This is a genomic window from Caloranaerobacter longqiensis (assembly GCF_050286925.1).
Classification (GTDB): Bacteria; Bacillota; Clostridia; order Tissierellales; family Thermohalobacteraceae; genus Caloranaerobacter.
On sequence record NZ_JBFWFX010000001.1, the window covers coordinates 357,490 to 383,113 of the forward strand.

Consider the following 25,624-nt stretch of genomic DNA (forward strand, 5'->3'; position numbering starts at 1 on the left):
CATTATTGTGTAAGTTGTACACTGCCACCACAGCTAGCACATGAAGATGAGCCACAACAAGAACAGCTGCCACAAGAACTTGATCCACTTGTAGCTCCTGTTTCACTAAGTAGAGCCGCTTCAGAGATTTCCATGATTTCTAAGTCATCAACTTCATTAAACAATTTTTCCAATTCGTTCATTCTTACACCTCCTAAATGTAATGTTTATTTAGTCGTTCGATTTCGTATCCGAAATCGATATCTAAATATTCTGACAATTTCAATTTGTCTCCTGCAAAATTGCGTAAATAACCTCTTTTTTAAAGTAAATAGCCAAAAAATATAATTAAATAACCAAAACATAAAGAGAATTTTCCCTTTATACCTCAGGGATAATTATTTCTTTTAACTCTTCAAACTTATATCTGCTCATAAAAGCAATCTTATTTGTGTTAGAAAATTTAATTTCAAAAGATCTATTGCCTAAATTTGTTATTCTTGTGATTTTATCTACATTTACTATATACGATTTATGGACTCTTAAAAAATTCTTTGGCAATTTGTTTTCCAATTCATTTAATTTCTGTTTTGACAAATATTCTTCATCTCTTGTATGAATTATTGTATCTTTATCTAGTTTTTCTATAAATAAAACATCATCTAATGAAATGAAAAATATTTCTTTTTTATTTCTTACTACTATTTTATTAGATTTATTATTTTTCACCATTCGGTTCACTAAACTATTTATTGCTCTAACAAATTTCGTATCATTAGTAAAAGCTTCGTCGCTATTTTGAATTTCAAAAACTTTAGATACTACTAGATTCTTATGTACTAATATAATCAAAACAGCAGTCATTTGATCATCCCCTATTTTTTATTTTTAGGAATGTATACATTATTTGACATCATTATTTTTTATGACTTTATTATACATAAAATTAATTGAAAATTCTGTCGAAATATGAAATTTGAACAAAATCTTCGATTTAAATTTGTATAAGGTAGATTTTGCCTATATCCATTACGGAAATTATATTTAAAATTATCCACAAATTAATACAGTTTATAACGACTCTGGCATGTAAACATGCCAGACGAAGTTTCAATAAAATCAACATTAAATCTTTAAAATATAGGATTTTATTATAATTTCCTATGGATTATAAAAAAATTAAAGCCGACCTCTTTTCGAGATCGGCCTTAGTCTTTTACTCTACCTTAAATTTATTCATTTCTTCTTCTAAGTTCATTGCCAATTCATTTAACTTATCTGCTGCTTTAGCAACTTCCTCTATAGCTGAAGCCTGCTGCTGCATTGATGCACTTACCTGCTCTGATGAAGCTGCTGTTTGTTCTGATACAGCAGAGATACTGCTTATAGAATCTACAATTAAGTCTTTATCTTTATTTATGCCATTTACAAATTCATATAAGTTTTCAATTTTTCCTGTTATTTTTTCTATAGATTCAGATATAAGTTCAAACGCTTTATTAACTTCAAATACATTTTGAGACTGTTCTTCTGATCTAGTTTTAACTTCTTTCATTATTTCAACTGTATTCTTACTTTCTTTTTGAATTTCAGTTATAATCTCTTTAATTTTTTCTGATGCACTACCAGAGTCTTCAGCAAGTTTTCTTATCTCGTCTGCAACAACCGCAAATCCCTTTCCATGTTCGCCTGCTCTAGCAGCCTCAATTGAAGCATTTAATGCTAAAAGATTAGTCTGTTCAGAAATTGAAGCTATAGTATCTAAAATATCTCCAATATTTTTAGTTTTATTATCTAACTCTATAATCGCTCTTTCAATTTTCTTAATTGCCTCACCATTTTCCTTTGTCTTATCCTTAAGCACTTCAACTAAATCCACACTAGAAGTATTTACATCCATTATTTCCTTAGCTGAATTTAACATTTCATCTGCACTTGTATTTAATTCAACAATTTTTTCAGCTAAACCATTTACTATTTTAACTCCTTTTTCTGTATCTGCAGCCTGTTCTGTTGCACCATTCGCAATTTCTTCTACGGCACTTGCAACTTCATCTGCAGAAGCACTTACTTCTTCAGCAGTAGCAGCTAAATTCTGTGAAGCCGAAGTAACTTCATCTACTACTTCTTTAACTTGTCTTATCAATTTATTCAATTCAGATGTAGTAATATTGAAATCTTCTGCTAGTTCACCAATTTCATCTCTTGAACTCACATTGCATTTTGCAGTTAAATCTCCATCTTTAACTTTCCTCATCCCATCAACTAAGACCTTAATAGGTTTAATTATAGATTTTGATAATAAGTAAGAAACTACAACACCAACTAATAAGAAAATAATACTAAACAACAATATGCTTCTTAGAACAAACATAACCTTTCCTTTTATTTCGTCCATATACATAATTACAACTATTTTCCAACCTAATCTATCAACAGTTGTATATACAGCAAACTTGTCATACAATTCACCATTTTCCTCAAACTTATAATCTACAATACCTTCTTTATTTTTATTTATTGCATTTGCTATTTCTTTAACAGGTATTGGTTTACCAATTAGTTCTATATTTTTATGAGTCATAATGTACCCATTTTTATCTATTAAGACTGGATACCCTTTTTTCCCAATCTGAATACTATTCACCATATTAGCCAATGCCTCAAGAGAAATGTCTATCCCCAATACTCCTACGAATTCATTATTTTCTGACTCATTGTATATTGGTATTGCTGCAGAAATAATAAGTTCTCCATTACCTGGGTCTATATATGGATCTGTCCAAATTAATTTCTTACTTGCTACAGCCTGCTTGTACCAAGGCCTTACAGTAGGGTCATAATCCTCGCCTAAATCTCCATCTTCAGGATATGAGTACATTTTCCCATCCTTCGTTCCTAAATAAATATATTGGATATCTTTATGTGCCTTTATATACCCTTCAAAGCTCTTTATCATTCGATCAACACTCTCAGGATTAGTAAGAACTTGTTGCAAATCCTGATTATAACTCATTGCAGTAAAACTTTCTTCAATCCCTTTAAAATGGTCATCAACCATCAATTCTAATTGTTTTATTATCTCGAAAGTCGCATCTTTTAATCCTTCTTCTAGCATTTCAACCGATTTTAGATAAGACATTATTCCAAGTCCAGACATTAATATAGTTATTACTATAATATACATAGAAATTATTTTAAAACCTAACCCATACCTTCTTTTTCTCTTATTATTCATAAAGCTTACCCCCTTTAATACATTATACTTAGAATTCTGACAAAAATATATCTCTTTTTCAATTTTCGACAAAAAAATACTTATTCCTTCTTTTGGCATAAAAAAAATAGGAACATTATGTTCCTAAACCATTAATGAATCTATAAATAGGACTAAAGTACTAAAAAATTCAAATAATCTATTCACTTATTTTTTCTTTTAACATGTATGATAACGTAAATAAACTTTCATTTAAATGAACATTTTCAACAACAACATCATCTGGCACTTTTAAATCATCAGGTGCAAAGTTCCAAATTCCTTTCACACCACTCTTTACAAGTTTATCTGCTATTTCTTGACTAACACCTTTAGGCGTACAAATTATTCCTATCTCTATTTGATTTTCTTTAACAAAATCCTCTAATTCTTTAACATCCCTAACTTTTATACCTCTTATTTCTGTTCCTATAACCCTAGGTTCTACATCAAATATAGCCTTAACCTTAAAACCTTCTTCTTCAAAAGGACGATAATTAGCTATTGCATGCCCTAAATTACCAGCTCCTATTATTACAGTATTATATACTCTATCAAGACCTAATATTTTCCCTAATTGATTATGTAAATCTTCAACATTATAACCATATCCCTGCTGGCCAAAACCTCCAAAGTTATTTAAATCTTGTCTAATCTGTGATGCAGTAAATCCTGTAAGTTGACTTAACTGTTGAGATGAAATTCTCTTTACATCATTTTCCTTTAATTCTCCAAGATATCTATAATACTTTGGTAATCTCCTTATAACAGCCATAGATACTTTGTTACCCTTTTTCATTTTTCTACCCCTCACCTTAAAAAATTTAAAATTATTATTATTATTGAAAATATATTTTTAATGATGTTTACCAAGAACGATCATGCTTATCACTATAAAATTTAATTAAATTGCATCCATTTTTTTATTTACTTTAGTTTTTCATAAAACTTCTGACATTATCATTTGTTAATTATATAGACATATAGTACCATTTTGCTAATATTTTGTCAAATCCTATTGCTGTATTATTTGACAGGTGCTTTTAAAATTTAGTTAGATAACTAATCCTCTTTATTATTTTATAATATTGATAATTAACTTTAAAGCAAAATATTATACAGTAAAACAACCTAGCCCATGAATTTACTACATTTGTTTTATGGTTTAACTTATATCCTTTTTCTGTTAAAATTATATACAAAGTATAATTTAACATAAACTAAAGGAGTTGTCTTTATGATTGTACTATCATGCAGTAATTTATCTAAATCATATGCCATATACAAAGTCTTAGACAATATATCATTTACTATAAATAGTGGAGAAAAAATAGGTTTAGTTGGTCTGAATGGCACAGGTAAATCTACATTATTTAAAATATTAGCTGGTAAGTTAAGTAAAGATTCAGGAGAAATTTATATAGCTAAAGACCATAAAATTGGATTCCTTGAGCAAAATACACAAATAGAAAGTAATAACACAGTATTTGAGGAAACTTTAAAAGTCTTTAAACATCTCATTGATATGGAAAAAAAATTAAGGAATTTAGAAGAAGAAATAAGTATCGAGGGCAAAAAAGGTTCATCAACAAGACTACAAAATTTAATGAATATTTATTCAAAATTAATAGAAGAATTCAACGATAAAAACGGGTATGGTTATAAAAGTGAGATAAAAGGGGTTTTAAAAGGTTTGGGATTTACTGAAGAAGAATTTGATAAACCTATAAACAAGTTAAGTGGAGGCCAAAAAACTAGAATTTCCCTAGCAAAATTATTGCTTGAAAAACCTGATATTCTACTTTTAGACGAACCAACAAACCATCTTGACATAGAAGCTATAAACTGGCTTGAAAAGTTTATAAAAGATTATAAAGGTACTGCAATAATAATTTCTCATGATAGATATTTTCTAGACTCTATTGTAAATAGAATATTTCTAATCGAAAATTCTACCCTTAAATCATACAATGGAAATTACTCAACCTTTATGGAAAAGAGAAAAAAAGAAAGAAAGCTTCTACAAAAAAAATATGAAGAGCAACAAAAAGAAATTAAAAGACAGGAAGAAATTATTAGAAAGTTTATGTCATATGGTGGTAAACGATATATAAGACAAGCACAAAGCAGACAAAAAATGCTCGATAAGATGAAAAAAATCGACAAACCTATACAAGATCGAAAAAAAGCTAAGATAGTTTTTGAGCCTAAGATAAAAAGTGGTTATGAAGTTATCAAAGTAAAAGATTTATCCATGAGTTTCGGTGATTTCAAGCTTTTTAAAGATTTGAACTTTTCTATATACAGAGGAGAAAAAGTAGGACTTATTGGTCCTAATGGTATTGGAAAAACAACATTATTCAAAATTATTTTAAGCGAAATAAATCCGACAAGTGGTGAAATAATTTTAGGACATCATGTAAATATAGGTTATTATGATCAGGAACAATCAAATCTAAATCCTGAAAAAACTATTGTAGATGAAATCTGGGATGAAAATCCTGATTTTGACCATTATCAAATAAGGTCTATCCTTGCAAGATTCTTATTTCAAGGAGATGATATTTTCAAAGAAATTGGCACTCTAAGTGGTGGGGAAAAAAGTCGCCTAGCCCTATTAAAATTAATGCTGTCTAAAGCAAATTTTCTTCTAATGGACGAACCTACTAATCACCTCGACATAGATTCTAAAGAAGTTTTAGAAGATGCTCTTAAAGATTATGAAGGAACACTACTTGTCATATCTCATGATAGATATTTCTTAAATAAAGTAACAGATAAAATATTAGAACTAAGCAGTGAAGGAATTAAAGAGTATCTCGGTAATTATGATTATTATTTAGATAAGAAAAAAGCTAATGAAATTCAAGAAGAAATTTCTGATGATAAAACTAAAACTCAAATTAAAGCAGAAAGAAAAAGGTTGAGAGAACAACAGAAAAAAGAGAAAAAACTAAAAGAAAAAATTAAGAATTTAGAATCTAAAATCAATCAATACGAAGAAAAAATATCTGAGTTAGAAGAATATATGTGCAAACCTGAAGTCTTTAATGATCCAACTAAAAGCATGGAAATCAGTATGGAAGCTAATAGTTTAAAAAAGGAACTTGAAAAACTTTATGATGAATGGATGGAATTAACTGAAAATAGTGTGTTGTTGAAAAAGTAAATTCTTATGAAAATAACTCTCATGCGAAAGAATTTTAAAAAAACTTAAGACTCAAATTTTTCAATTGACATACCAGATTATATATTGTATGATTTAATTGTCAACTTAATATTATGTTAAGTTGACAATTATTTTTTTATGGGAGGTATTAGTATGTCAACAAGAAACTTAGTCTTTTCAGCAATGTTTGCTGCACTAACTGCAGTATGTGCTCAAATATTTATTAACTTACCTTTTACGCCTATTCCTGTTACTCTACAAGTTTTAGCTGTATTCTTATCAGGAATTATATTAGGCAGTCGAATGGGAGCTTTATCGCAATTAGTTTACCTACTTATAGGTGCAATCGGTGTTCCTGTATTTGCTAGCTTTTCTGGTGGTTTACAAGTATTAGTTGGATATACAGGAGGTTTTTTAATTGCCTTCCCTATAGCTAGTTTTGTAATTGGAAAAATAGTGGAGTCTTACAGTAAAACTTCTCCAAAAGTAAACTTAGCTATAAATACTTTAGCTATGATAATAGGACTAATTATTATTTACTTAATGGGAGCAATTCAATACGCAATAATTGCTAAAGTTAGCTTTATTAACTCACTAAGCGTAACTGTATTACCTTTTATATTTGCAGACTTACTTAAATTAATTGCCGCTATTTTAATAGCTGTACCTGTTAAAAAAGCTTTAAAAAATGCAAAGTTGATATAGGTTAGATACTTGGTACTTGGTACTAGGTGTGGACAAGGTGCAAATTATGTCAACATTCTACAATGCAACTTGTCCACATTTTTTATCTTACATTACTTAGAATTTTTATTTTATCCAAATAATCCACAAAAAATTCACATTATCCACATACTTATCCACATTTATATATTAAGTCAGTAACAAACTTATATTTATTTTCCACATTATCCACAATTATTTGTTAAAATAGAAACTATGTTCTGTGGACAAGACGTGTCTAATTATTAGTAATAATGTCGAAATAATATTTATATTTAGTTTACATAAATATATCTACATAATTTAATATTTCCTCTCTCCAAGTTTGAGATTAGGTATCGCATTTAACGTTAAATCAGCTCTATACCCTTTTAAATAGTCATAATATGCAGCACAACCAATCATCGCTGCATTGTCTGTGCATAATTTTTTTGATGGATATCTTAATTCTAATCCTTCTTCAATACATCTTTTACTCATAAAATTTCTTAATCCTTCATTTGCTGCTACACCACCAGCTAAAGCAACTATATTAACTTTTTTATCCTTAGCTGCTTTTATCGTCTTTTCTACTAAAACCTCTATAACAGATTGCTGAAAACTAGCTGCTACATCTTCCACTACTATTTCTATACCTTTTTGTTTAGAATTGTTTAAATAATTTAACACAGCAGATTTCAATCCACTAAAGCTAAAATCGAAACTCCCATCATCTAAATATACTCTAGGAAAATCGATAGCATTTTTATTACCTTCTTTAGCTAATTTATCTATAATAGGCCCTCCTGGATATCCAAGTCCTAATGCTCTTGCAACTTTATCAAATGCCTCTCCAGCAGCATCATCTCTAGTCTTACCAATTATTTCGTATTCTCCATAATCTTTAACTAAAACTAAGTGTGTATGCCCTCCTGATACTACTAAACAAACAAATGGAGGCTTTAGCTCTTTATGCTCTATAAAATTAGCACATATGTGTCCTTCTATATGATTTACTCCTACTAAAGGTATATCTTTCCCAAAGGCTATGGCTTTAGCCGTAGATACCCCAACTAGCAAAGCTCCAACTAATCCTGGACCATATGTAACTCCTATATTATCTATATCATCAAATGTAACATCAGCTTCATCTAAAGCTTGTTGAATAATTATATTAATATTTTCAATATGCTTTCTTGAAGCAACTTCTGGAACAACTCCACCAAATTTTTTGTGTATTTCTATTTGAGAAGAAATAATGTTAGATAATACTTCTCTACCATTCTTTACAATAGCGACAGATGTCTCATCACAAGAAGTTTCTATGGCTAAAGTTATAATATCTTTCTTACTTTCCAAATCTTATCCCTCCACTTCATTCATATATGGTATATTATAACCTAACGACTGAAGAGATACTAGAGAATTTAAGTGCAGGTACTTGGTATTAATTTAAATTGAAAATGAAAAATGTAAAATTAATTTTAAATTTCTAGTTTTACATTTTAGGTTTTTCGTTGTCTTTCCTTATCAAAAACATACATAATATTGACTAATAAACCAATACTAAATATATATCCTATTTAGGAGAGTGTAGAAATGGAAAAGAGGAAATCTCTTTATAATAGAATTGCAGAAGCTAACATTCTACCTGATGGATTATTAAAAGAAGTTAGCTATGACGATTTAGCCTTAGCGATAGTTGCTAAAAACAGACCATTAGCTTCAAAAAATGAAAAGAAAATTTAAAATAATTTGGGGCACCATATGGTGCCCTTTTAGTCTAATTTTACATCCATATTTGATAGTATTTCATCTACTAGATTAATATCACATTTATTGTCTTCAGTAAAGTGTTCGCAATTTACGCAGCTTTTACTTTTATCGTCAGTTGCTACTGTAGAACTTACCATAGAAGCTCCCTTTGGTCTATACTGGCTGCAATTTTGAGCTACCATTTTTAATTGTTCTCTGCTGGCCATCCGTCACCCTCCTTTTATCTTTTGCACTTATTATTTCAAATATATACTATTATTATTCATTTTATGGATTGTGACGGTTTAATAATTTACATTGTAGCCTTCAAAGTAGCTAAGCCCCCAACTATTAAAATCCAAGTTATCCAAGGCAATAATACTGCCAAAGTAGATTTTTTTCTTGATATTCCATATACTTGAGAAATGCCTATAATAGCTAATATCTGATACCAAATTATGAATACATCAATTTGAGACAATATCATGTATAGTAAATTACCATTCATTGATTCCGGCAATAGTACTGCAAAATTAATAAGTACCTCAAATTTTCCTATTATTAAAGATATGATAGTTATAATAACCTGCCCTAACAATACGGGTATGTAAGCATGTGAAACAACTGAAAAAGCATCTTTAAATCTTCCATCTCCTCCAAAAACAGATGCAAGCCCATTAGTTAAAAAGCTCTTAAACACCCAAATAACTATAGGAGTAACGGCTATTACAATTATTGATATATACACCTGTGTATTAACTAAGCCTTCTAAATTTGATACTTCTGTGCCCTGTTTTGCTAACTGTTCCATCATCTTGGTATTTAAAAATTCCCTATAACTGTCTAATCTTAATAATATTAATAACGCCATTCCAATACTAACTAATAATATTGGAAATAAAACTCTAGGATACTCTCTTAAATTATCAAATAGTTTTACAGGATTTGTAAATACATACTTTAACCTTTCCCACCAAGTAAATGGTCTAATTTCATTTTCATTCTCATTTTCATTTATAATTTCGTTATTGTTTTGATTTAAATTTTCAGTCATAATCCCACTCCTTTTAATTTTTTTGTTATTTTACTCATATCTTAATGCTTCTATTGGGTCAAGCTTTGCAGCTTTATTAGCTGGATATATTCCAAAGAATATTCCAACACCAGCAGAAAACAATACCGCTATTAAAATAGTAGCTATCGATACTGTTGGTGGCAAGCCCATTGAAACAGCGATAATATTTGCAATAATTAAACCTAAAATCGTTCCTATTAACCCCCCTATACCTGATATTATCATAGCTTCAACTAAAAACTGCATAAGAATATCCTTTCGTCTAGCACCTATAGCTTTTCTTATACCTATTTCCCTTGTCCTCTCTGTTACAGATACAAGCATTATATTCATTACACCAATTCCACCAACTAATAAAGATATTGCCGCTATTGCACCTACAACTTTTGACAAAATCCCTAACACATTATCCATAATTTGCATTTGCTTCTTTGCACTTTGACTCATATAATAATTGTTACCCGAATTTCTATGACGTCTTTCTATGAGCTTTATTATATCTTTAGAGACTGTCTCAATTCTGCTGCTATCTACCATATTTACTTCAATAGCCCAGTATCTATCACCATATCCTAATTTTTTCATATATGTTACAGGCAAATATATATTCGTAGGTATTTCTTGCCCAAATTTTTCAGCTAACTTTTCAAATGAAGAAGCTTTAGATTCATATATTCCAACTATTGTAAATGATATCTTTGAATATCCAGTATCTACAAGAATTTTTTCTCCTATAACATCAGTTCTTTTAAATAATTCCATTGCAAGTTCTTTATCTATTACTCCAACACTTCTTTTCCCTTTTATATCTGACTCTAATAAAAATCTACCATTAACAATATCTATACTCTCAATTTTATTGTAATCTTCATTTACTCCATATAATGTAACTGAAGCTGTCTCTCTACCTTTATTTGCCTTACCACCAATATTAAAATTAGGAGATATCGCCTTTATGTCATCTTTAAATACTCTTTTAATATTTTCAATATCACCATCATCAAAACGATCTCTATATTTTGGATTCGCGCTCCAATTCATCCAAAAAACAACTCTATTTGCACCAAATCTCTCAAATTCACTTCCTATTTTTGCTTTACTACCTTGTCCTAAAGACACAATAGTAATTACTGATGCAATGCCTATTATTATTCCTAGCATTGTTAAAAATGAACGCATTCTATTAGCCCAGAGGCTAGAAAGTGCAACCTTTATACTTTCTAAGAAATTCATATTCTCACCTCTTCTCCTGTCCTCATATTATAAATGCTCATTTAATCTGCTTATCTTCTATAATCATCCCATCCCTAAATGTAACAACTCTTTTAGCCTTCTGAGCTATATCTGGTTCATGAGTTACAATAATTATCGTTACTCCTTCTTCATTAAGTTTTTTAAAAATATCCATAATTTCTTCTCCAGATTTTGTGTCTAAGTTACCTGTCGGCTCATCAGCCAATATTATTGCCGGATTATTAACCAAAGCTCTAGCTATAGCAACTCTCTGTCTTTGTCCTCCAGACATTTCATTAGGTTTGTGATTTATTCTATCTCCAAGCCCAACCTTTTCTAACAGTTCTATAGCTCTCTTTCTTCTTTCTTTTGCTGGAACTCCTGCATACATCATTGGAAGTTCAACATTTTTTAGTGCAGTTGTTCTTGATAGTAAATTAAATGCTTGAAATACAAAACCTATCTTTCTATTTCTTATCACAGCTAATTCATCATCATTCAATCCTTGAATACTTACTCCGTCCAGTATATACTTTCCTTTTGTTGGTTTATCTAAACACCCAAGTATATTCATTAAAGTCGATTTTCCAGAACCTGACGGTCCCATAATAGCAACAAATTCCTCTTTTTCAATATTAAGATTAATATCTTTTAGTGCAGTAACAGAAACATTTCCCATTTTATATACCTTAGTTAATCCCTCTAATTTAATCATTTCTTATCACCTTTCAATATACTAACGTCCATTCCATCCTTTATTTTTTCAGTAGGATTTAGTATTATTTGATCTCCTTCTTTTAAATCTTTAGAAATTATTTCTACTTTTAAGTCTCCTTCAACGCCTATCAAAACTGGAATTTCTACTGCTTTACCTGCTTCTACTTTAAATACGACTATACTTCCATCTTTTTTATGATATAGAGCTTCATACGGAACTACTAAAGCATCTTTCTTGTTTGCAGTATTAATAGAAACATCTGCTGAAAACCCTGGTTTTATTTTTTCATCAGGATTTAATATATCAATCTTTACTTTTACATTTGTTTCAATACCTCTTCCTGTATTCATTTCAGTTGCTATAGGTGATATATATGAAACTTTGCCTTTATATTCTTGATTTTTAAATGCCTCCCCAGTTATTTTAACTTCTTGCCCTAATTTTATATCATTTACGTCATATTCACTAATATTTACTTCTATTTCTAAGTTACTTATATCATCAATAACAAACAAAGGTGAAGCTGTATTAGCCGGTATCCCAAGTTTAGCACCCGAATAAACAACAACTCCGTCTATTGGGCTTTTTATTATAGATTTACTAAGAGCTTCTTTCTGTTTTTTTAAATTTAATTCTTGTAATTCAACTCTCTTCTTTTGACTTTCTATATTTCTAGTTTTATTTGCATCTTCTAACTGTTTCTGAGCTAATTCAAAGCTAATCTTAGCTGCAGTTAGTGCTGACTTGTCAGCATCTAATTGTGCTTTGCTTATCGCCCCTGCCTCATATAATTTAACAGAATTCTGATATTTCTTTTGAGCATTTTCATAATTTAATTTTGCATTTTCTAAATTTTTCTCAAGTTGAAAAGTATCTTTGCCTTCAAGCATATCCTTTAAAATCTGTTTTTCTATTTCCAAGTTGATTTCTGCAGTCTTTATATTAAATTCAATATCCTCTGTATCAAGCTTTACTAATATTTGCCCTTTAGATACTCTATCCCCTTCCTTAACTAGTATTTCTTTTATTGTATATGGAAGTGTTGTTACTACATTTCTATTAACTTTAGATTTTATAGTACCATCTGAAATTATTGTTGAAGATATGTCCTCCTTAGATACTTCAACTACTTTTACAAATATTCCTTTTCTATCTTCCTTCTTTGCCGCTTTGTATGCTCCCACTCCTATTATCGCTATTCCTAAAATCACTAATAGAGAAATTGCTAAAACCTTTTTCCTCTTTGCCATATAAAAACCTCCTGTCCATTTAAATATGTCTATCACTTTCTTTACTTATCTTACTTCTACAAAATTATTCAATTTCCTGCCAAAACATTAAATTTAATGAAATTAATAAATAAGGTAGATTTTGCATATATCCATAAACGGAAATTATATTTGAATTTATCCACAATTTAAAGTAGTTTACAACGACTCTGGCATGTAAACATGCCAGACAAAGTTTCAATAAAATCAACATTAAATCTTTAAAATATGGGATTTTATTATAATTTCCTATGGATTATAAAAAATTTGAGATGCGATAGAACTCACATCTCCTTCCACATTATTATTGCATCTTCTTTTGTATCAGAATAATAACCTGGTCTTATACCACACTCTTTAAAACCGTATTTTTTATATAAAGACTTAGCTATCTCATTTGATTTTCTGACCTCTAAAGTCATCCTATTTATTCCTCTTTCTCTACAAATCTCTATAAGAGCTTCTACTAGTAATTTTCCTACTCCCAATCCTCTAAAATCAGGATGAACAGCTATATTTGTTATATGTCCCTCATCGATAATAAGCCAAATGCCACCATACCCTATTACTTTATCATGGACAGAAGCTACAACATACTTGGCAAGCCTATTTTCATTGACTTCCTTTACAAAAGCATCTCTTGACCAAGGCGTTTTAAATGACTTTTTTTCTATATCAAGAACTTCATCGATATCTTCTTCTGTCATCTCTCTAATTATAATCTTACTCATTTTTCTCACCACAACACTTAATTTTCTCTTCATATTCTCTCTGAGCTTGAGACTTTCTGAGATAATCAGGAACTAAATCAAAAAAGTTTTCTAGTTTTCCTTCTTTTGCCCTTGATAGTGCTAATTCTGCAACTGATGATGCTCTTGCCATATTTGCAGATTTTGGTGCAAAAAATACTCTATCGCCTAAAACTTCAATTATTTTCTGTCTGTAAACTAATGTACCATCTCCATTAACGATAATACTTTCATCTCTTTCTTTTAAAATATTCATAAGTTCATCTAACTCTATCGCATCTGGTTTTTGTATAACACAAAGGTTACCATTTTCCCACTTGTAAATTCCAGTAAATACTCTATCCCTTCTAGCATCCATCATTGGTACAATAATCCCATCAGAATAAGGTAAATTAAATGCTAGAGCATCCAATGTAGGTATACCAATAACTGGCTTATTCAAAACATGCGCTAAGCTCTTTATGGTTGCTACCCCAATTCTTAAACCCGTAAATGAACCTGGTCCGATTGATACTGCAAAAACATCTATATCCTCTGGTTTTAATTCGCTGTTTTCCAAAATTTCTTTTATTATAGGCATTATTTTCTGAGAATGAGTTCTTTTATTATTTAATATATACTCACCAATCAATTTATCTTCATCAAGTATAGCACAAGTTGCAACAATACTGGACGTATCTACCGCAAGTACCTTCACTATTTAATCAACTCCTTAACAATTTCTTCATATCGCTTTCCTTTAGCTTCTATTATTATTTCTCTTTCATTAAATTCTTTTCCTTTTTTTATAGTAATATCTAATCTTTCTAAAGGTAGTATATCTTCTATTATACTAGCCCATTCAATTATAGTAATCCCTTCTGAATATATATATTCTTCAAATCCTAAATCATACATCTCATCTATATCGTCTATCCTATATACATCAAAATGATATACTGGATATCTTCCCTCATATTCATTAATCAATGTAAAAGTAGGGCTAGTAACATAGTCTTTAACATCAAGTCCTTTAGCTATTGACTGTGTTAATGTTGTTTTTCCCGCTCCTAAATCACCATTTAAACATAAAATATCCCCACTCTTTAAAAGTTTTCCTAATTTGTATCCAAAAGAATAAGTTTCTTCAGGACTGTTTGTTTTTATTTTTACCATGATTTCATCCTTCCTATATTCATTTTTTCATCTTATATATAAATTGTGCAATTCTGTTTAATCCTTCTGTTAACACATCTGTACTACATGCATAAGAAATCCTTATATAATCATCCATTCCAAAAGCTATACCGGGTACAACTGCCACTTTACTTTCTTCAAGTAATCTATCTGCGAAATAAACCGAGAAACTTCCATCATAATCCATATTTTGCTTTAATTGAGAAATATCGATAAACAAGTAAAAAGCTCCTTCAGGATAAATAAATGATAACGGTTTTATTTTATTTAACATTGAAACTACCCTATCTCTGCGACTCTTATAAATCTTAACCATCTCTTTTATTTCTTCTTCACAATAAGATAATGCTCCAAATGCTGCCCATTGTGATATTGTTGAAGGATGAGAAACTAAATGCCCTTGTATAGTAGAAATAGCTTTGGCTATTTCTCTATTAGAAGCTGAATATCCTACTCTCCATCCAGTCATAGAAGCTGATTTAGAAAATCCATTTATAGTTATTGTTATATCTTTAGCTTCATTAGAAATAGCAGCAATACTCTTATAGTCGTCAATATAACGTATCTTTTCATATATTTCATCTGAAATTATATATATATTATTCTCTAAACAAAATTCAACTATTGGAATTAACTCTTTTTCTCTGTATATGCTTCCAACTGGATTTGATGGATTAGAAATTATCATCGCCTTTGTCTTTGGACTTACAGCTTCTTTCAATTCTTCAACTGCAATTTTGAAATTATTAGATTTATCTGTTTCTACAAATACGGGCTTCCCTCCTACCAATTTAACCATTTCAGGATAACTTACCCAATATGGTTTAGGTATAATCACTTCGTCCCCTTCATCCAACAAAGCTAATAATGAATTAGTTATAGAATGTTTAGCTCCACTAGACACCACTATCTCATCAACTTCATAATAAATTCCATTTTCAATCCAAAGTTTGTTTTGAATAACTTTTTTCAGCTCATTCAACCCTGAAACCAAGTCATATTTTGTTTTGTTATTATGTATAGCTTTAATCGCTTCTTCTTTAGCTTTATCTGGAGTAAAAAAATCTGGTTCTCCAATGCTTAAATTAATTATATCTAAACCTTCTTCTCTAAGTTTTTTTATCTTACTGCTTATACCAATTGTAAATGATGGAGTTATATTGTTTAACCTTTTAGATAGCATCTATTTCCTCTCCTTTATATTGTTCTTTATCACTATATTTTTATTATAATCCATAGGAAATTATATTCCATATTAAATTGAAGATAAATTCAAATATAATTTCCGTGATGGATTTCAATAAAATCTACCTTATAAAATTTTTATTTAAAAAGATTTTATTATAATCCATAGGAAATTATATTCCTATTAATTTTAATGATAATTTCAAATATAATTTCCGTAATGGATTTCAATAAAATCTACCTTATAAAATTTTTATTTAAAAAGATTTTATTATAATCCATAGGAAATTATATTCCTATTAATTTTAATGATAATTTCAAATATAATTTCCGTAATGGATTTCAATAAAATAACAAAAAAAACAGGGGCGGTTGGATACAACAGAACCGTCCCCGTATTTCCTTATCTGTGTAAGATTGGTGATATTTTCTTATACAATACAATTGTAATCAGTGATACAATTATTCCCTTTAATAAATTAAAAGGAACTATTGCAAATAAGATAAAGGTTTTGTAATCAGCAACAAATTTATTAACTTTAGCACCCATTTCAACAAAAGCATCTACCGGAGCACCAAATAATTTTGCATAAAACGGTATTAAAAAATAATAATTTGATAAAGAAGCTACAAGCGTCATCATTACAGTGCCTATAATCATACCTAAAATTGCATTTTTAAACGTTTTGTTCTTAAAATAGATATAACCTGCAGTATAAACTAATACACTTCCTACTAAGAAATTTGCTAACTCCCCAACGCCCATGGTCGAAGTTCCTTTAATTACAAGATGAAGTATATTTTTAACAAACTCAATTATAACTCCAGCTATAGGACCTAATGCAAAAGCTCCTATTAAAGCAGGTATATCACTTAAATCAATCTTTAAAAACTCTGGTGTAAACCATAAAGGTACTTCAATATACATAATAAGAAATGCAAGTACTGATAAAACAGATATTTTGGTAAGCATTCTAGTGTTAAATCTTTCTTTTAGTGTTAACATGATACCCCTCCATCTATTTTTTTGTTTTATGGGAGAGGATTAGGAAATTAAAAGCTCCTGAAGACAATCTTCAGGAGCTTACATACATAAAACTATACTAATCTTCTCCCATCCAGACTTTAACTGTCGGCCCTGGAATTTCACCAGGTCAACTGCAATGCAGCTCGCGGGCTATACCGCCGGTCGGGAATTTCACCCTGCCCTGAAGACTAGAAAAAAATAAATATTCTATTATTAACTCCATTATCGCATTATTACTTACTTTTGTCAAGACAATAAATTAACCTTTCGTTATTCGACTGACAAAAAGCCAACATCGAACAACCAGTACCAAGTATCTTACATCTAATTTTACATTTTACATTTTCAATTTTAAATTTTATTTTTATAAACCACCTTACCATCAATTATTGTTACATATACTTTACAATCAACATCTCTTAATGGATGGCCATCAAATATAACGATATCAGCATCCTTGCCTACTTCAATACTTCCAACTCTATCATCTATTCCTAATATTTCAGCAGCATTGATAGTTATAGCTTTAAATGCCTCCATTTCATCCATACCAGCTTTTACAGCAAGTCCAGCACAAAGAGGTAAATATTGTAATGGTATTACCGGTGAATCTGTCATTATTGCAACCTTAACTCCAGCTTTCTGTAATATACCAGGTGTTTCAAAAGTCAAGTTTTTAAGCTCAAATTTACTTCTATTGGTTAAGCTTGGACCAACTATAGCGCATTTTCCTTCTTTTACCAAATGTTCTGCGATTAAGTGTCCTTCAGTACAATGGTCTAAAGTTATATCTACATCAAATTCCTTAGCTATCCTTATGGCAGTTAGTATATCATCTGCTCTATGAGCATGAGCCTTAAGTGGTATTTCTTTTCTAATTACCTTTGCCATAGCTTCCATTTTTATATCAAATTCAGGCATTTTTGATTCATCTTCTTTAGCTTTTTCTAATTTTTCAACATACCTTTTAGCTTTAAAAAGTGTTTCCCTAAGTTTTGCTGCAGTTGCCATTCTTGTAATTGGAGATTTCTTTTGACTATGATAAACTCTCTTAGGATTTTCTCCAAAAGCTATTTTCATAGCTAAAGGTTCTTTTACAATCATATCATCTATTCTATCTCCATATGTCTTTATAGCCGCAAATTGTCCTCCAACTACATTGGCACTACCTGGACCTGTCGCTACACATGTAACGCCACCTTCATATGCCTCTTTAAATGTCCTATCCATAGGGTTTATACCATCAATAGCTCTCAAATGTGGAGTTATTGGATCAACCCACTCATTACCATCATCTCCTTCAAAACCTATACCATCTTCCCATAATCCTAAATGACAATGCGCATCAATTAATCCTGGAGTTACAAGTCTCCCATTAGCATCAATTATTTCAACATCTAATGGTACAACTATGTCTTTACCTACTTCCTTAATCTTTCCATTTTCGATTAAAATACTTCCATTTTCAATTATTTCTCCAGTCATAGTCAAAATTTTACCATTTTTAATTAATAACATTTTCTTTTCCCCCCAATTCTTTCTTTTTATCAATTACACTTCTTACAGCTTTGATAACCTCCTTAATTGTACAAGGCTTATGTATTATATATTCTATTTCACTTAAATCTTGTCCATCTAAGTCATTTGGCCATCCTGTCATTAGGATAACTTTCAAATCCTTTTTAACACTTTTTATTTGCCTAGAAAGCCTAATACCATTCATCTTCGGCATAGCTAGATCACAAATTATTATATCATATTCCTTTCTAGACAATCTCTTTAAAACATTATTACTATTAGTTTCAATATCAGATTCTATTCCAATTATCCTAAGCATTTTTTTTAAAGAATAAGCTACATAGGCCTTATCATCTACAATTAGCACATTTAGCCCGTTAAATTTTGGTAAAATATTATCATCATCAGCATATCTTCCCCCTTTCTGATATCTATTAAATGAAATAATAAATTTTGTTCCTACTCCAACTTTACTCTCTACTTCTATACTCCCATTATAGCTGGCTATTATATTTTTAGCTATGCTTAAACCTAAACCTGTTCCTCTAGACTCTTTTGTACTAAAAAACGGTTCGAAAATTCTATCTTTAAATTCATCTGGTATTCCACATCCTGTATCCTCAATACAAATATAAACCTTATCCCCTCTGTCATAAGTTTTTACTGTTAACTTACCCCCATTTTCCATAGAATCTATAGCATTCAATATTATATTAAGAATTACCTCTCTTATCTCGTGAACATCACAATATATATAACTGTTTGAGTTTAACTCTTTCACTAAAGTAAATTCTCTTCCTTTTACATCATAGATATTATTCCATTTAGGTCTTGCCATATCTATAGAAGTTTCTACAATACTATTAAGGAGTATTGCCTTCTTGTTAGAACTTGCTTTTTTTCTCGTGATCTTCTGTATTTTGTTGACTATCGCCTTGCCATCAAGAGCAGAATTATATATTATTTCAAGATTTTTCTTTATATTTTCATCTTGTACTTGATATAAAAGTAGCTGAGATAAACCTATAATAGTGGTCAATATATTATTAAAATCGTGTGCTATTCCTCCAGCAAGTTCCCCCAATATCTTAAGTTTTTCAGCTCTCAGCAAATCTTCCTGATGTTTCTCTATTTGTTTTTGCTTATTCAACAAAGCTAGTATTGTATTGCCAATTGCTTTCAGGAATGACATATGATAATGGAAGTGCTGTCTACTGTTATAAGAGGCTAGTATAAGAAATGCAATAGGATTGTTTTCATCTTTACCTATAGGTATCTCAACTAATGACTTTATACCAAGTTCATTCATTAATCTAGCATTGTAACAAATTTCCAATTCGCTGTCATCATAGACTTTTATTCCTTGTCTAAATTTTTCTCGAAGTCCGTTTTTATTTAAAGTTCGAGTAGTAATATATTTATCAATTTCATAAGGCAAATTGTACTTTATTATAAACTCTAAATTAAATTCAGTATCTAAATATGTAAAAATCACTCCAAAGTCGGCATTTACTACTTTACAAATTTTTTCTAATACTGTTTCCAATAGATGTCTGCTATTATGTTTATATGAAATATCCAAAATTAGTTCATTTAATAATTCAAGTTTCTTATTTTCTTTATATAATTCAACTTTATCTAAGTACAAAATTCTTAAATATTTGTAAAAAAGTTCTATCTCGCTAGGACTATTTATTCGAAATACACTTACACTGTCATTATTCATTATAATAAAAACATCATGAAGAGGAACTAAACGATAAAAATATTCTTCAGTAAAATTATCAATTAAATATTCCTTTATAATCATAATCCCCTTCTCTTGAGCAAGTTTTTTAATTTGTTTGTGATATTCATGTAGTACATCTAAATTTGTTTTATCATTATAAAAATCATCTCTAATTCCATGTATTACTATTTTTTTATACCCCTTTTTATAGCAATTATCAATTAAGTTCTCATAAAATTTGACTATATTTTCCACTCGGAGTAGTCCGCCTTTAAAATATTTTTTCTGAGCAGAGATAAATATGAGTTGTCCCTTTTTTACTAATTCATCTATTGCCAAACCTAATTTTTCTAACTTCTCTTTTTCTGCATGTAATTGATTAATAAAATTATATACATATATGAAACAACCATCATTCTCAATAATCTGTAAAATAAGACTTTTCAGATAATTTTTTTTAGAATTCAGTATACTTGAACTTAAAATACCACAAAAAGCCCCCCTAATATACTTTATATCTACCTCATTGTACAAAACGACTACCCCCTTGAATTGAAAAAATGAAAACTTTTTGTGTAGATTCTACAAAATTACAAAAATCCCTCTTTTTTTGTTGTAAAAATATTAAAGAAAATAGATTATAATAGAGTCGTATATTTTTTATCAATTATGTCTTTAGAAAATTTAATAAATTATATTAGATAATTAAAGTAGAAAACAAATGATTAAACCCAATATCGAAGTTTACTTTGTATAAATTTACAATATTTAATGTTTAAAATGAACTAGCTAAGGGTAGTTAGTATTATATATAAAAGATTATGAAAGGATGATTACTTATGTTGAAAAATATTAAAATTAAGGTTTTAATTGTTTCTTTAATTTTAGTTTTAAGTTTAACAGCGTGTTCTAACTATGATTCGCCCCAGGAAAATTCATCTAATCAAACAAGTAAATCTTCAAATGTAAGTTCTACAAAATCCGAAGAATGGGGATCAATGGCTGTAAAACTCCGTGACTCTTTTACATTAGAAGAAATGCTTGTTTATGCAATACAAGATGAATATCTTGCAAGAGCTGAATATGAGGAAGTAATAAATAAGTTTGGAGAAAATAGACCCTTTACAAGTATAATAAAAGCTGAAGAAACTCATATAAAACTTTTAACTCCTTTATTTGAAAAATACAATATACCCATTCCAACTGACAGGGCAAAAGATTACGTTGTAGTTCCTGAAACCTTTGAAGAAGTTTTAAAAATAGGTGTTAAGGCTGAAATCGACAATATTGCTATGTATGAAAAGTTTTTAAAACAAAAAGATTTGCCTGAAGATATAAAAGATGTTTTTATGAAATTAAAAAATGCATCTGAAAATCATTTAAAAGCCTTTCAAAATAGTTTGTCAAATCAATAATTTAAAATTCATAAAAAAGAATCCTAATAATTTAGGATTCTTTCTTAATTGCTTAACTATAAATGTTTTTACATCTCGTTTCCTTGACAAATAGTATACTTATAACAGCAATTATGGAAGATGCCAAACATATTAAAAACGCTCTATTATATGAAGCTACTGTATATACTTTAACTCCCTCAACTAGTTTACCAGTCCAATTTTTATCTAGTACATAACCAATAAGAGGCTGTATAATTGCCGCAAAAAGGAAACCACCCATGTTTACTGTTCCAGTAGATATTCCTGCATAGCTAGGATTATTTACTTCTTTAGAACATGCCCAAGATAGCACAAAACCTGATGACGAGAAGCCCATTATAAACAATAATATATAAAGTATTGAAAAAGACATCCTACCAGGGTTAATATATATTAATATCACCCATGTTAATGTATATAATAAACAAAATGCCAAAAATGGAGCTTTTCTTCTTCCAATCTTATCTGAAATTGTACCAACAACTAAACTACCTATCATAAGCCCTACTGTTACTATCATAGTAAAAGTTGAAGCTTTTGCTTTTGATACACCATATACATGTATCATATATGGGACTCCCCAAGCACCCATAAAAGCTATTACTGAACCAAACATACCTCCAAAAGCAAAGAAACCCGGCCAAGTTTTTGGATTAGAAAAAACATTTTTTATGCTTTCTGATAATGATACATTTTTCTTTTCAACTTTTTTAATTATTGGATCAAATCCCATATCTTCTGGACTATTTCTTACAATTAAATATGCCAATACAGCTACAACTAACGATACAACTCCTATTGCAGCAAAAGATAATCTCCAACCTATATTTGTAACCATTACTACTAAAGGAAACTGTGCAAGTAAAGCACCACCATTACCAATAAAAGAAGTTAACCCTGACATTCTTCCAAACTCGTCTTCTCTAAACCACTGTGATAACACCTTTAAAATAGAAATAAATACTACAGATACTCCTAATCCAACTATCAATCTACCAATATAAGCTAATGTTATGTTTGTAGCAAAACCAAATATTATAGAACCTATACCTGCAAGTAATGTACCTACAGAAACCGTTTTCCTAGCACCTAAAGTATCTGCCAATATTCCTGACGGTATCTGCATAATCATGTAAGCGTAGAAATACATTGAACCTAGATTTCCAAATTCAACATCTGTAATATTAAATGCTTTAATCAAATCTTGTCTAACTACCCCCGCTGCAACTCTATGGAAGAATACTATTACGTATGCTAATGCAAGTATCCCCCATATATACCAGCGATAAGTATACAATTTGTTTCTTTCTGCATTCATTTTTAAAACTCCTTTCATCATTATTTTAGCTAATAATCTTGATTCTGTGCTATTCGCCATTCGATATTTGTGTCAATTGTCTTTCCAATATCGAACTGCAAATGACGAACGACGAACAGCCAGAATTCTAATTTTTAATTTTACATTTTCAATTTTAAATTATTTATACTTCCCTCATACTTAATGCTATTCTCCCCTTCTTTACATCTACCTCTATTACCTTAACCTTAACAATATCTCCTACTGAAACTACTTCCATAGGATGCTTGATAAATTTGTTACTTAACTGCGATATATGTACTAAACCATCTTGCTTTACTCCAATGTCAACAAATGCACCAAAATCTACTACATTTCTTACAGTCCCTGTTAATACCATATCTGGTTTTAAATCTTCAATTTTTAATACATCAGTTCTAAATACTGGTTTTGGCATCTCATCTCTTGGGTCTCTGCCAGGCTTTTTTAACTCTTTTATAATATCCTTTAGAGTTGGTAAACCTACACCCAAATCTTGAGCTAAAATTTCTATATTAATATCATTTAAACTTTTATCTATATCCTTCAAACTTCCATTCTTTATATCCTCCTCTGAAAAACCTAATCTTTCAATAAGTTTAATCGCAACATCATACGACTCTGGGTGGACAGAAGTGTTGTCTAACGGATTGGTTCCATCAGATATTCTCAAAAAACCAGCACACTGCACAAAAACTTTATCCCCAAGTCTCGGAACTTTCTTAAGCTCTTCTCTATTTTTAAACTTCCCATTTTGTTCTCTGTATTTGACTATATTTTTAGCAACACTAGACGATATTCCAGCAACATAGCGAAGTAATTGTGCAGAAGCAGTATTTAAATCTACTCCTACACTATTAACGCAATCTTCAACAACGCCTTTTAAAGCTTCGTCTAATTTTTTCTGATTTATATCATGCTGATACTGACCTACCCCTACGTGTTTAGGGTCTATTTTTACAAGTTCAGCTAGTGGGTCTTGTAATCTTCTAGCTATAGATATTGCCCCTCTTAATGATACATTAATATCAGGATATTCTTCATTGGCAACTTCTGATGCTGAATAAACAGATGCTCCTGCTTCACTTACTATTGTATAACATACATTTTTATCTATTTCACTTAGCATTTCGGCTACAATAAGCTCCGACTCTCTTGATGCAGTTCCATTGCCTATCGCAATTATATCTATATCATATTTATCTATAAGCTCTTTAAGCTTATTTTTAGTTTCTTCAATTTTATTCTGTGGTTCAGTAGGATATACAGTAGTTGTATCTAACAATTTACCTGTTTCATCAACTACAGCTATCTTACATCCTGTTCTAAATGCTGGGTCAAATCCCATAACTACTTTTCCTTTGACTGGTGACCCAAGAAGTAAGTTTTTAAGATTTCTAGCAAATACCTTTATAGCATGCTCTTCTGCTCTTTCAGTTAAACTATTTCTAATTTCCCTCTCTATAGATGGTGCAATTAGCCTTTTGTAACCATCTTCTATTGCTTCTTTAAGATATTCTGTAGTAATAGCTTTATCATTAGTAATAACGCTATTCATAAGATAAGTCATAATCTCTTCATATGGTGCATCTATCTTTACTCTTAAGTACTTTTCCTTTTCTCCTCTGTTAATAGCTAATATCCTATGATTTGGAATTTTCTTAACAGGTTCTTTATAATCATAATACATCTCATATACAGACTCTGCTTCCCCATCTACTGCTTTTGATACTAATATACCTTTATTAAAAGTAACATTTCTTATAAATCTTCTAAATTCTGCATTATCAGAAATAATTTCAGCTATTATATCCTTAGCTCCATTATAAGCATCTTCAATGCTATTTACACCCTTCTCTTCGTTTATAAATTGCTTAGCTAAGTCTTCTAAACTTATATCTACTATTTCTTGAGATAATATTATATCTGCCAGAGGCTTAAGTCCTTTTTCCTTTGCAATTGTAGCCCTTGTCCTACGTTTAGGTCTAAAAGGCCTATATAAATCTTCTACTCTCTGAAGTACATCTGCCTCAATAATTTCCTTTTTTAATTCATCAGTCAATTTCCCCTGCTCACTAATAAGCCTTATAACTTCTTCTTTTCTACTTTCTAAATTTCTTAAATAAGAAAGTCTTTGACTGAACTCTCTCAAAACAACGTCGCTTAATTCCCCTGTCTGCTCTTTTCTATATCTAGCTATAAAAGGAATAGTATTTCCTTCGTCTATAAGCCTAATAGTATTTTCTACCTGATATCGTTTCAATCCAAACTCTTCTGTAAGCTTTTTAACAATATCCATAATTTTTCTCTCCT

General features: G+C 29.9%; 23 protein-coding genes and 1 riboswitch. Of the genes, 4 read left to right on the forward strand and 19 right to left on the reverse strand.

Going from position 1 to position 25,624, the window contains the following annotated elements:
* Nucleotides 1-2 precede the first annotated feature (2 nt).
* The 4 genes from AB4Y15_RS01840 to AB4Y15_RS01855 all read right to left on the reverse strand — a co-directional run bounded on the left by AB4Y15_RS01840 (nt 3) and on the right by AB4Y15_RS01855 (nt 4,034).
* Nucleotides 3-182 (reverse strand): thiazolylpeptide-type bacteriocin, encoded by a 180-nt coding sequence (locus tag AB4Y15_RS01840; protein ID WP_427338062.1) that lies wholly within the window; start codon nt 180-182, stop codon nt 3-5.
* A 178-nt stretch (nt 183-360) separates the two neighbouring features.
* Nucleotides 361-843, reverse strand: coding sequence for a LytR/AlgR family response regulator transcription factor (locus AB4Y15_RS01845; protein WP_427338063.1), 483 nt, complete (start codon nt 841-843; stop codon nt 361-363).
* Between the two features lie 352 nt (nt 844-1,195).
* Nucleotides 1,196-3,217, reverse strand: a complete 2,022-nt coding sequence (locus tag AB4Y15_RS01850; protein WP_427338064.1) for a methyl-accepting chemotaxis protein — start codon at nt 3,215-3,217, stop codon at nt 1,196-1,198.
* A gap of 178 nt (nt 3,218-3,395) precedes the next feature.
* On the reverse strand, nt 3,396-4,034 hold the full coding sequence (locus tag AB4Y15_RS01855) for a redox-sensing transcriptional repressor Rex (RefSeq protein WP_427338065.1): 639 nt from the start codon (nt 4,032-4,034) through the stop codon (nt 3,396-3,398).
* Between the two features lie 438 nt (nt 4,035-4,472).
* On the opposite strand from AB4Y15_RS01855, the gene abc-f reads away from it, so the two are divergent.
* Together abc-f and AB4Y15_RS01865 are read left to right on the forward strand one after the other, a co-directional pair.
* Nucleotides 4,473-6,404: a ribosomal protection-like ABC-F family protein gene (abc-f, locus tag AB4Y15_RS01860; protein WP_427338066.1), complete on the forward strand. Its 1,932-nt coding sequence runs from the start codon at nt 4,473-4,475 to the stop codon at nt 6,402-6,404.
* Between the two features lie 153 nt (nt 6,405-6,557).
* Complete coding sequence (locus tag AB4Y15_RS01865) at nt 6,558-7,109, forward strand: biotin transporter BioY (RefSeq protein ID WP_163235295.1); 552 nt, start codon at nt 6,558-6,560, stop codon at nt 7,107-7,109.
* A gap of 321 nt (nt 7,110-7,430) precedes the next feature.
* On the opposite strand, the gene tsaD is transcribed toward AB4Y15_RS01865, so the two are convergent.
* Nucleotides 7,431-8,465: a tRNA (adenosine(37)-N6)-threonylcarbamoyltransferase complex transferase subunit TsaD gene (gene tsaD / locus AB4Y15_RS01870; protein ID WP_427338067.1), complete on the reverse strand. Its 1,035-nt coding sequence runs from the start codon at nt 8,463-8,465 to the stop codon at nt 7,431-7,433.
* 240 nt (nt 8,466-8,705) lie between these two features.
* Between tsaD and AB4Y15_RS01875 the strand changes: the two genes are divergently transcribed.
* Nucleotides 8,706-8,855, forward strand: a complete 150-nt coding sequence (locus tag AB4Y15_RS01875; protein WP_427338068.1) for a hypothetical protein — start codon at nt 8,706-8,708, stop codon at nt 8,853-8,855.
* A gap of 29 nt (nt 8,856-8,884) precedes the next feature.
* Here the strand turns inward: AB4Y15_RS01875 and AB4Y15_RS01880 are convergent, their stop codons facing one another.
* The 12 genes from AB4Y15_RS01880 to AB4Y15_RS01935 form a co-directional block, all read right to left on the reverse strand.
* Nucleotides 8,885-9,088 carry a hypothetical protein gene (locus AB4Y15_RS01880; protein ID WP_427338069.1) on the reverse strand — a complete coding sequence of 68 codons (204 nt, stop codon included), beginning with the start codon at nt 9,086-9,088 and terminating at the stop codon, nt 8,885-8,887.
* An 86-nt stretch (nt 9,089-9,174) separates the two neighbouring features.
* Nucleotides 9,175-9,915 carry a YIP1 family protein gene (locus AB4Y15_RS01885; RefSeq protein ID WP_427338070.1) on the reverse strand — a complete coding sequence of 247 codons (741 nt, stop codon included), beginning with the start codon at nt 9,913-9,915 and terminating at the stop codon, nt 9,175-9,177.
* 30 nt (nt 9,916-9,945) lie between these two features.
* Nucleotides 9,946-11,169 (reverse strand): ABC transporter permease, encoded by a 1,224-nt coding sequence (locus tag AB4Y15_RS01890; protein ID WP_427338072.1) that lies wholly within the window; start codon nt 11,167-11,169, stop codon nt 9,946-9,948.
* 37 nt (nt 11,170-11,206) lie between these two features.
* Entirely contained in the window at nt 11,207-11,884 is a 678-nt protein-coding gene (locus AB4Y15_RS01895) for an ABC transporter ATP-binding protein (protein WP_427338073.1), read from the reverse strand.
* Nucleotides 11,881-13,137, reverse strand: a complete 1,257-nt coding sequence (locus tag AB4Y15_RS01900; protein WP_427338075.1) for an efflux RND transporter periplasmic adaptor subunit — start codon at nt 13,135-13,137, stop codon at nt 11,881-11,883. The genes AB4Y15_RS01895 and AB4Y15_RS01900 overlap by 4 nt, the downstream gene beginning before the upstream one ends.
* Nucleotides 13,138-13,439: 302 nt before the next feature.
* Nucleotides 13,440-13,898, reverse strand: a complete 459-nt coding sequence (rimI, locus tag AB4Y15_RS01905) for a ribosomal protein S18-alanine N-acetyltransferase (protein WP_427338076.1) — start codon at nt 13,896-13,898, stop codon at nt 13,440-13,442.
* Nucleotides 13,879-14,601, reverse strand: a complete 723-nt coding sequence (gene tsaB / locus AB4Y15_RS01910; RefSeq protein WP_427338077.1) for a tRNA (adenosine(37)-N6)-threonylcarbamoyltransferase complex dimerization subunit type 1 TsaB — start codon at nt 14,599-14,601, stop codon at nt 13,879-13,881. Before tsaB ends, rimI begins: the two co-directional genes overlap by 20 nt.
* Nucleotides 14,601-15,059 (reverse strand): tRNA (adenosine(37)-N6)-threonylcarbamoyltransferase complex ATPase subunit type 1 TsaE, encoded by a 459-nt coding sequence (tsaE, locus tag AB4Y15_RS01915; protein ID WP_427338078.1) that lies wholly within the window; start codon nt 15,057-15,059, stop codon nt 14,601-14,603. The genes tsaB and tsaE overlap by 1 nt, the downstream gene beginning before the upstream one ends.
* Before the next feature lie 19 nt (nt 15,060-15,078).
* The gene (locus tag AB4Y15_RS01920) at nt 15,079-16,263 is read right to left on the reverse strand and encodes a pyridoxal phosphate-dependent aminotransferase (protein ID WP_427338079.1); all 1,185 of its coding nucleotides are present in this window, start codon (nt 16,261-16,263) and stop codon (nt 15,079-15,081) included.
* 405 nt (nt 16,264-16,668) lie between these two features.
* Complete coding sequence (locus tag AB4Y15_RS01925; protein WP_427338080.1) at nt 16,669-17,271, reverse strand: ECF transporter S component; 603 nt, start codon at nt 17,269-17,271, stop codon at nt 16,669-16,671.
* Nucleotides 17,272-17,367: 96 nt separating this feature from the next.
* Nucleotides 17,368-17,485, reverse strand: a riboswitch (FMN riboswitch).
* 158 nt (nt 17,486-17,643) lie between these two features.
* The gene (locus AB4Y15_RS01930) at nt 17,644-18,810 is read right to left on the reverse strand and encodes an amidohydrolase (RefSeq protein WP_427338081.1); all 1,167 of its coding nucleotides are present in this window, start codon (nt 18,808-18,810) and stop codon (nt 17,644-17,646) included.
* Nucleotides 18,797-21,073 carry an ATP-binding protein gene (locus AB4Y15_RS01935; protein WP_427338083.1) on the reverse strand — a complete coding sequence of 759 codons (2,277 nt, stop codon included), beginning with the start codon at nt 21,071-21,073 and terminating at the stop codon, nt 18,797-18,799. The genes AB4Y15_RS01930 and AB4Y15_RS01935 overlap by 14 nt, the downstream gene beginning before the upstream one ends.
* Before the next feature lie 305 nt (nt 21,074-21,378).
* Between AB4Y15_RS01935 and AB4Y15_RS01940 the strand changes: the two genes are divergently transcribed.
* Nucleotides 21,379-21,954: a DUF2202 domain-containing protein gene (locus AB4Y15_RS01940; protein ID WP_427338084.1), complete on the forward strand. Its 576-nt coding sequence runs from the start codon at nt 21,379-21,381 to the stop codon at nt 21,952-21,954.
* Nucleotides 21,955-22,006: 52 nt separating this feature from the next.
* On the opposite strand, the gene AB4Y15_RS01945 is transcribed toward AB4Y15_RS01940, so the two are convergent.
* Nucleotides 22,007-23,353, reverse strand: a complete 1,347-nt coding sequence (locus tag AB4Y15_RS01945) for an MFS transporter (RefSeq protein ID WP_427338085.1) — start codon at nt 23,351-23,353, stop codon at nt 22,007-22,009.
* 103 nt (nt 23,354-23,456) lie between these two features.
* Nucleotides 23,457-25,610, reverse strand: coding sequence for a Tex family protein (locus AB4Y15_RS01950; protein WP_427338153.1), 2,154 nt, complete (start codon nt 25,608-25,610; stop codon nt 23,457-23,459).
* Nucleotides 25,611-25,624 lie beyond the last annotated feature (14 nt).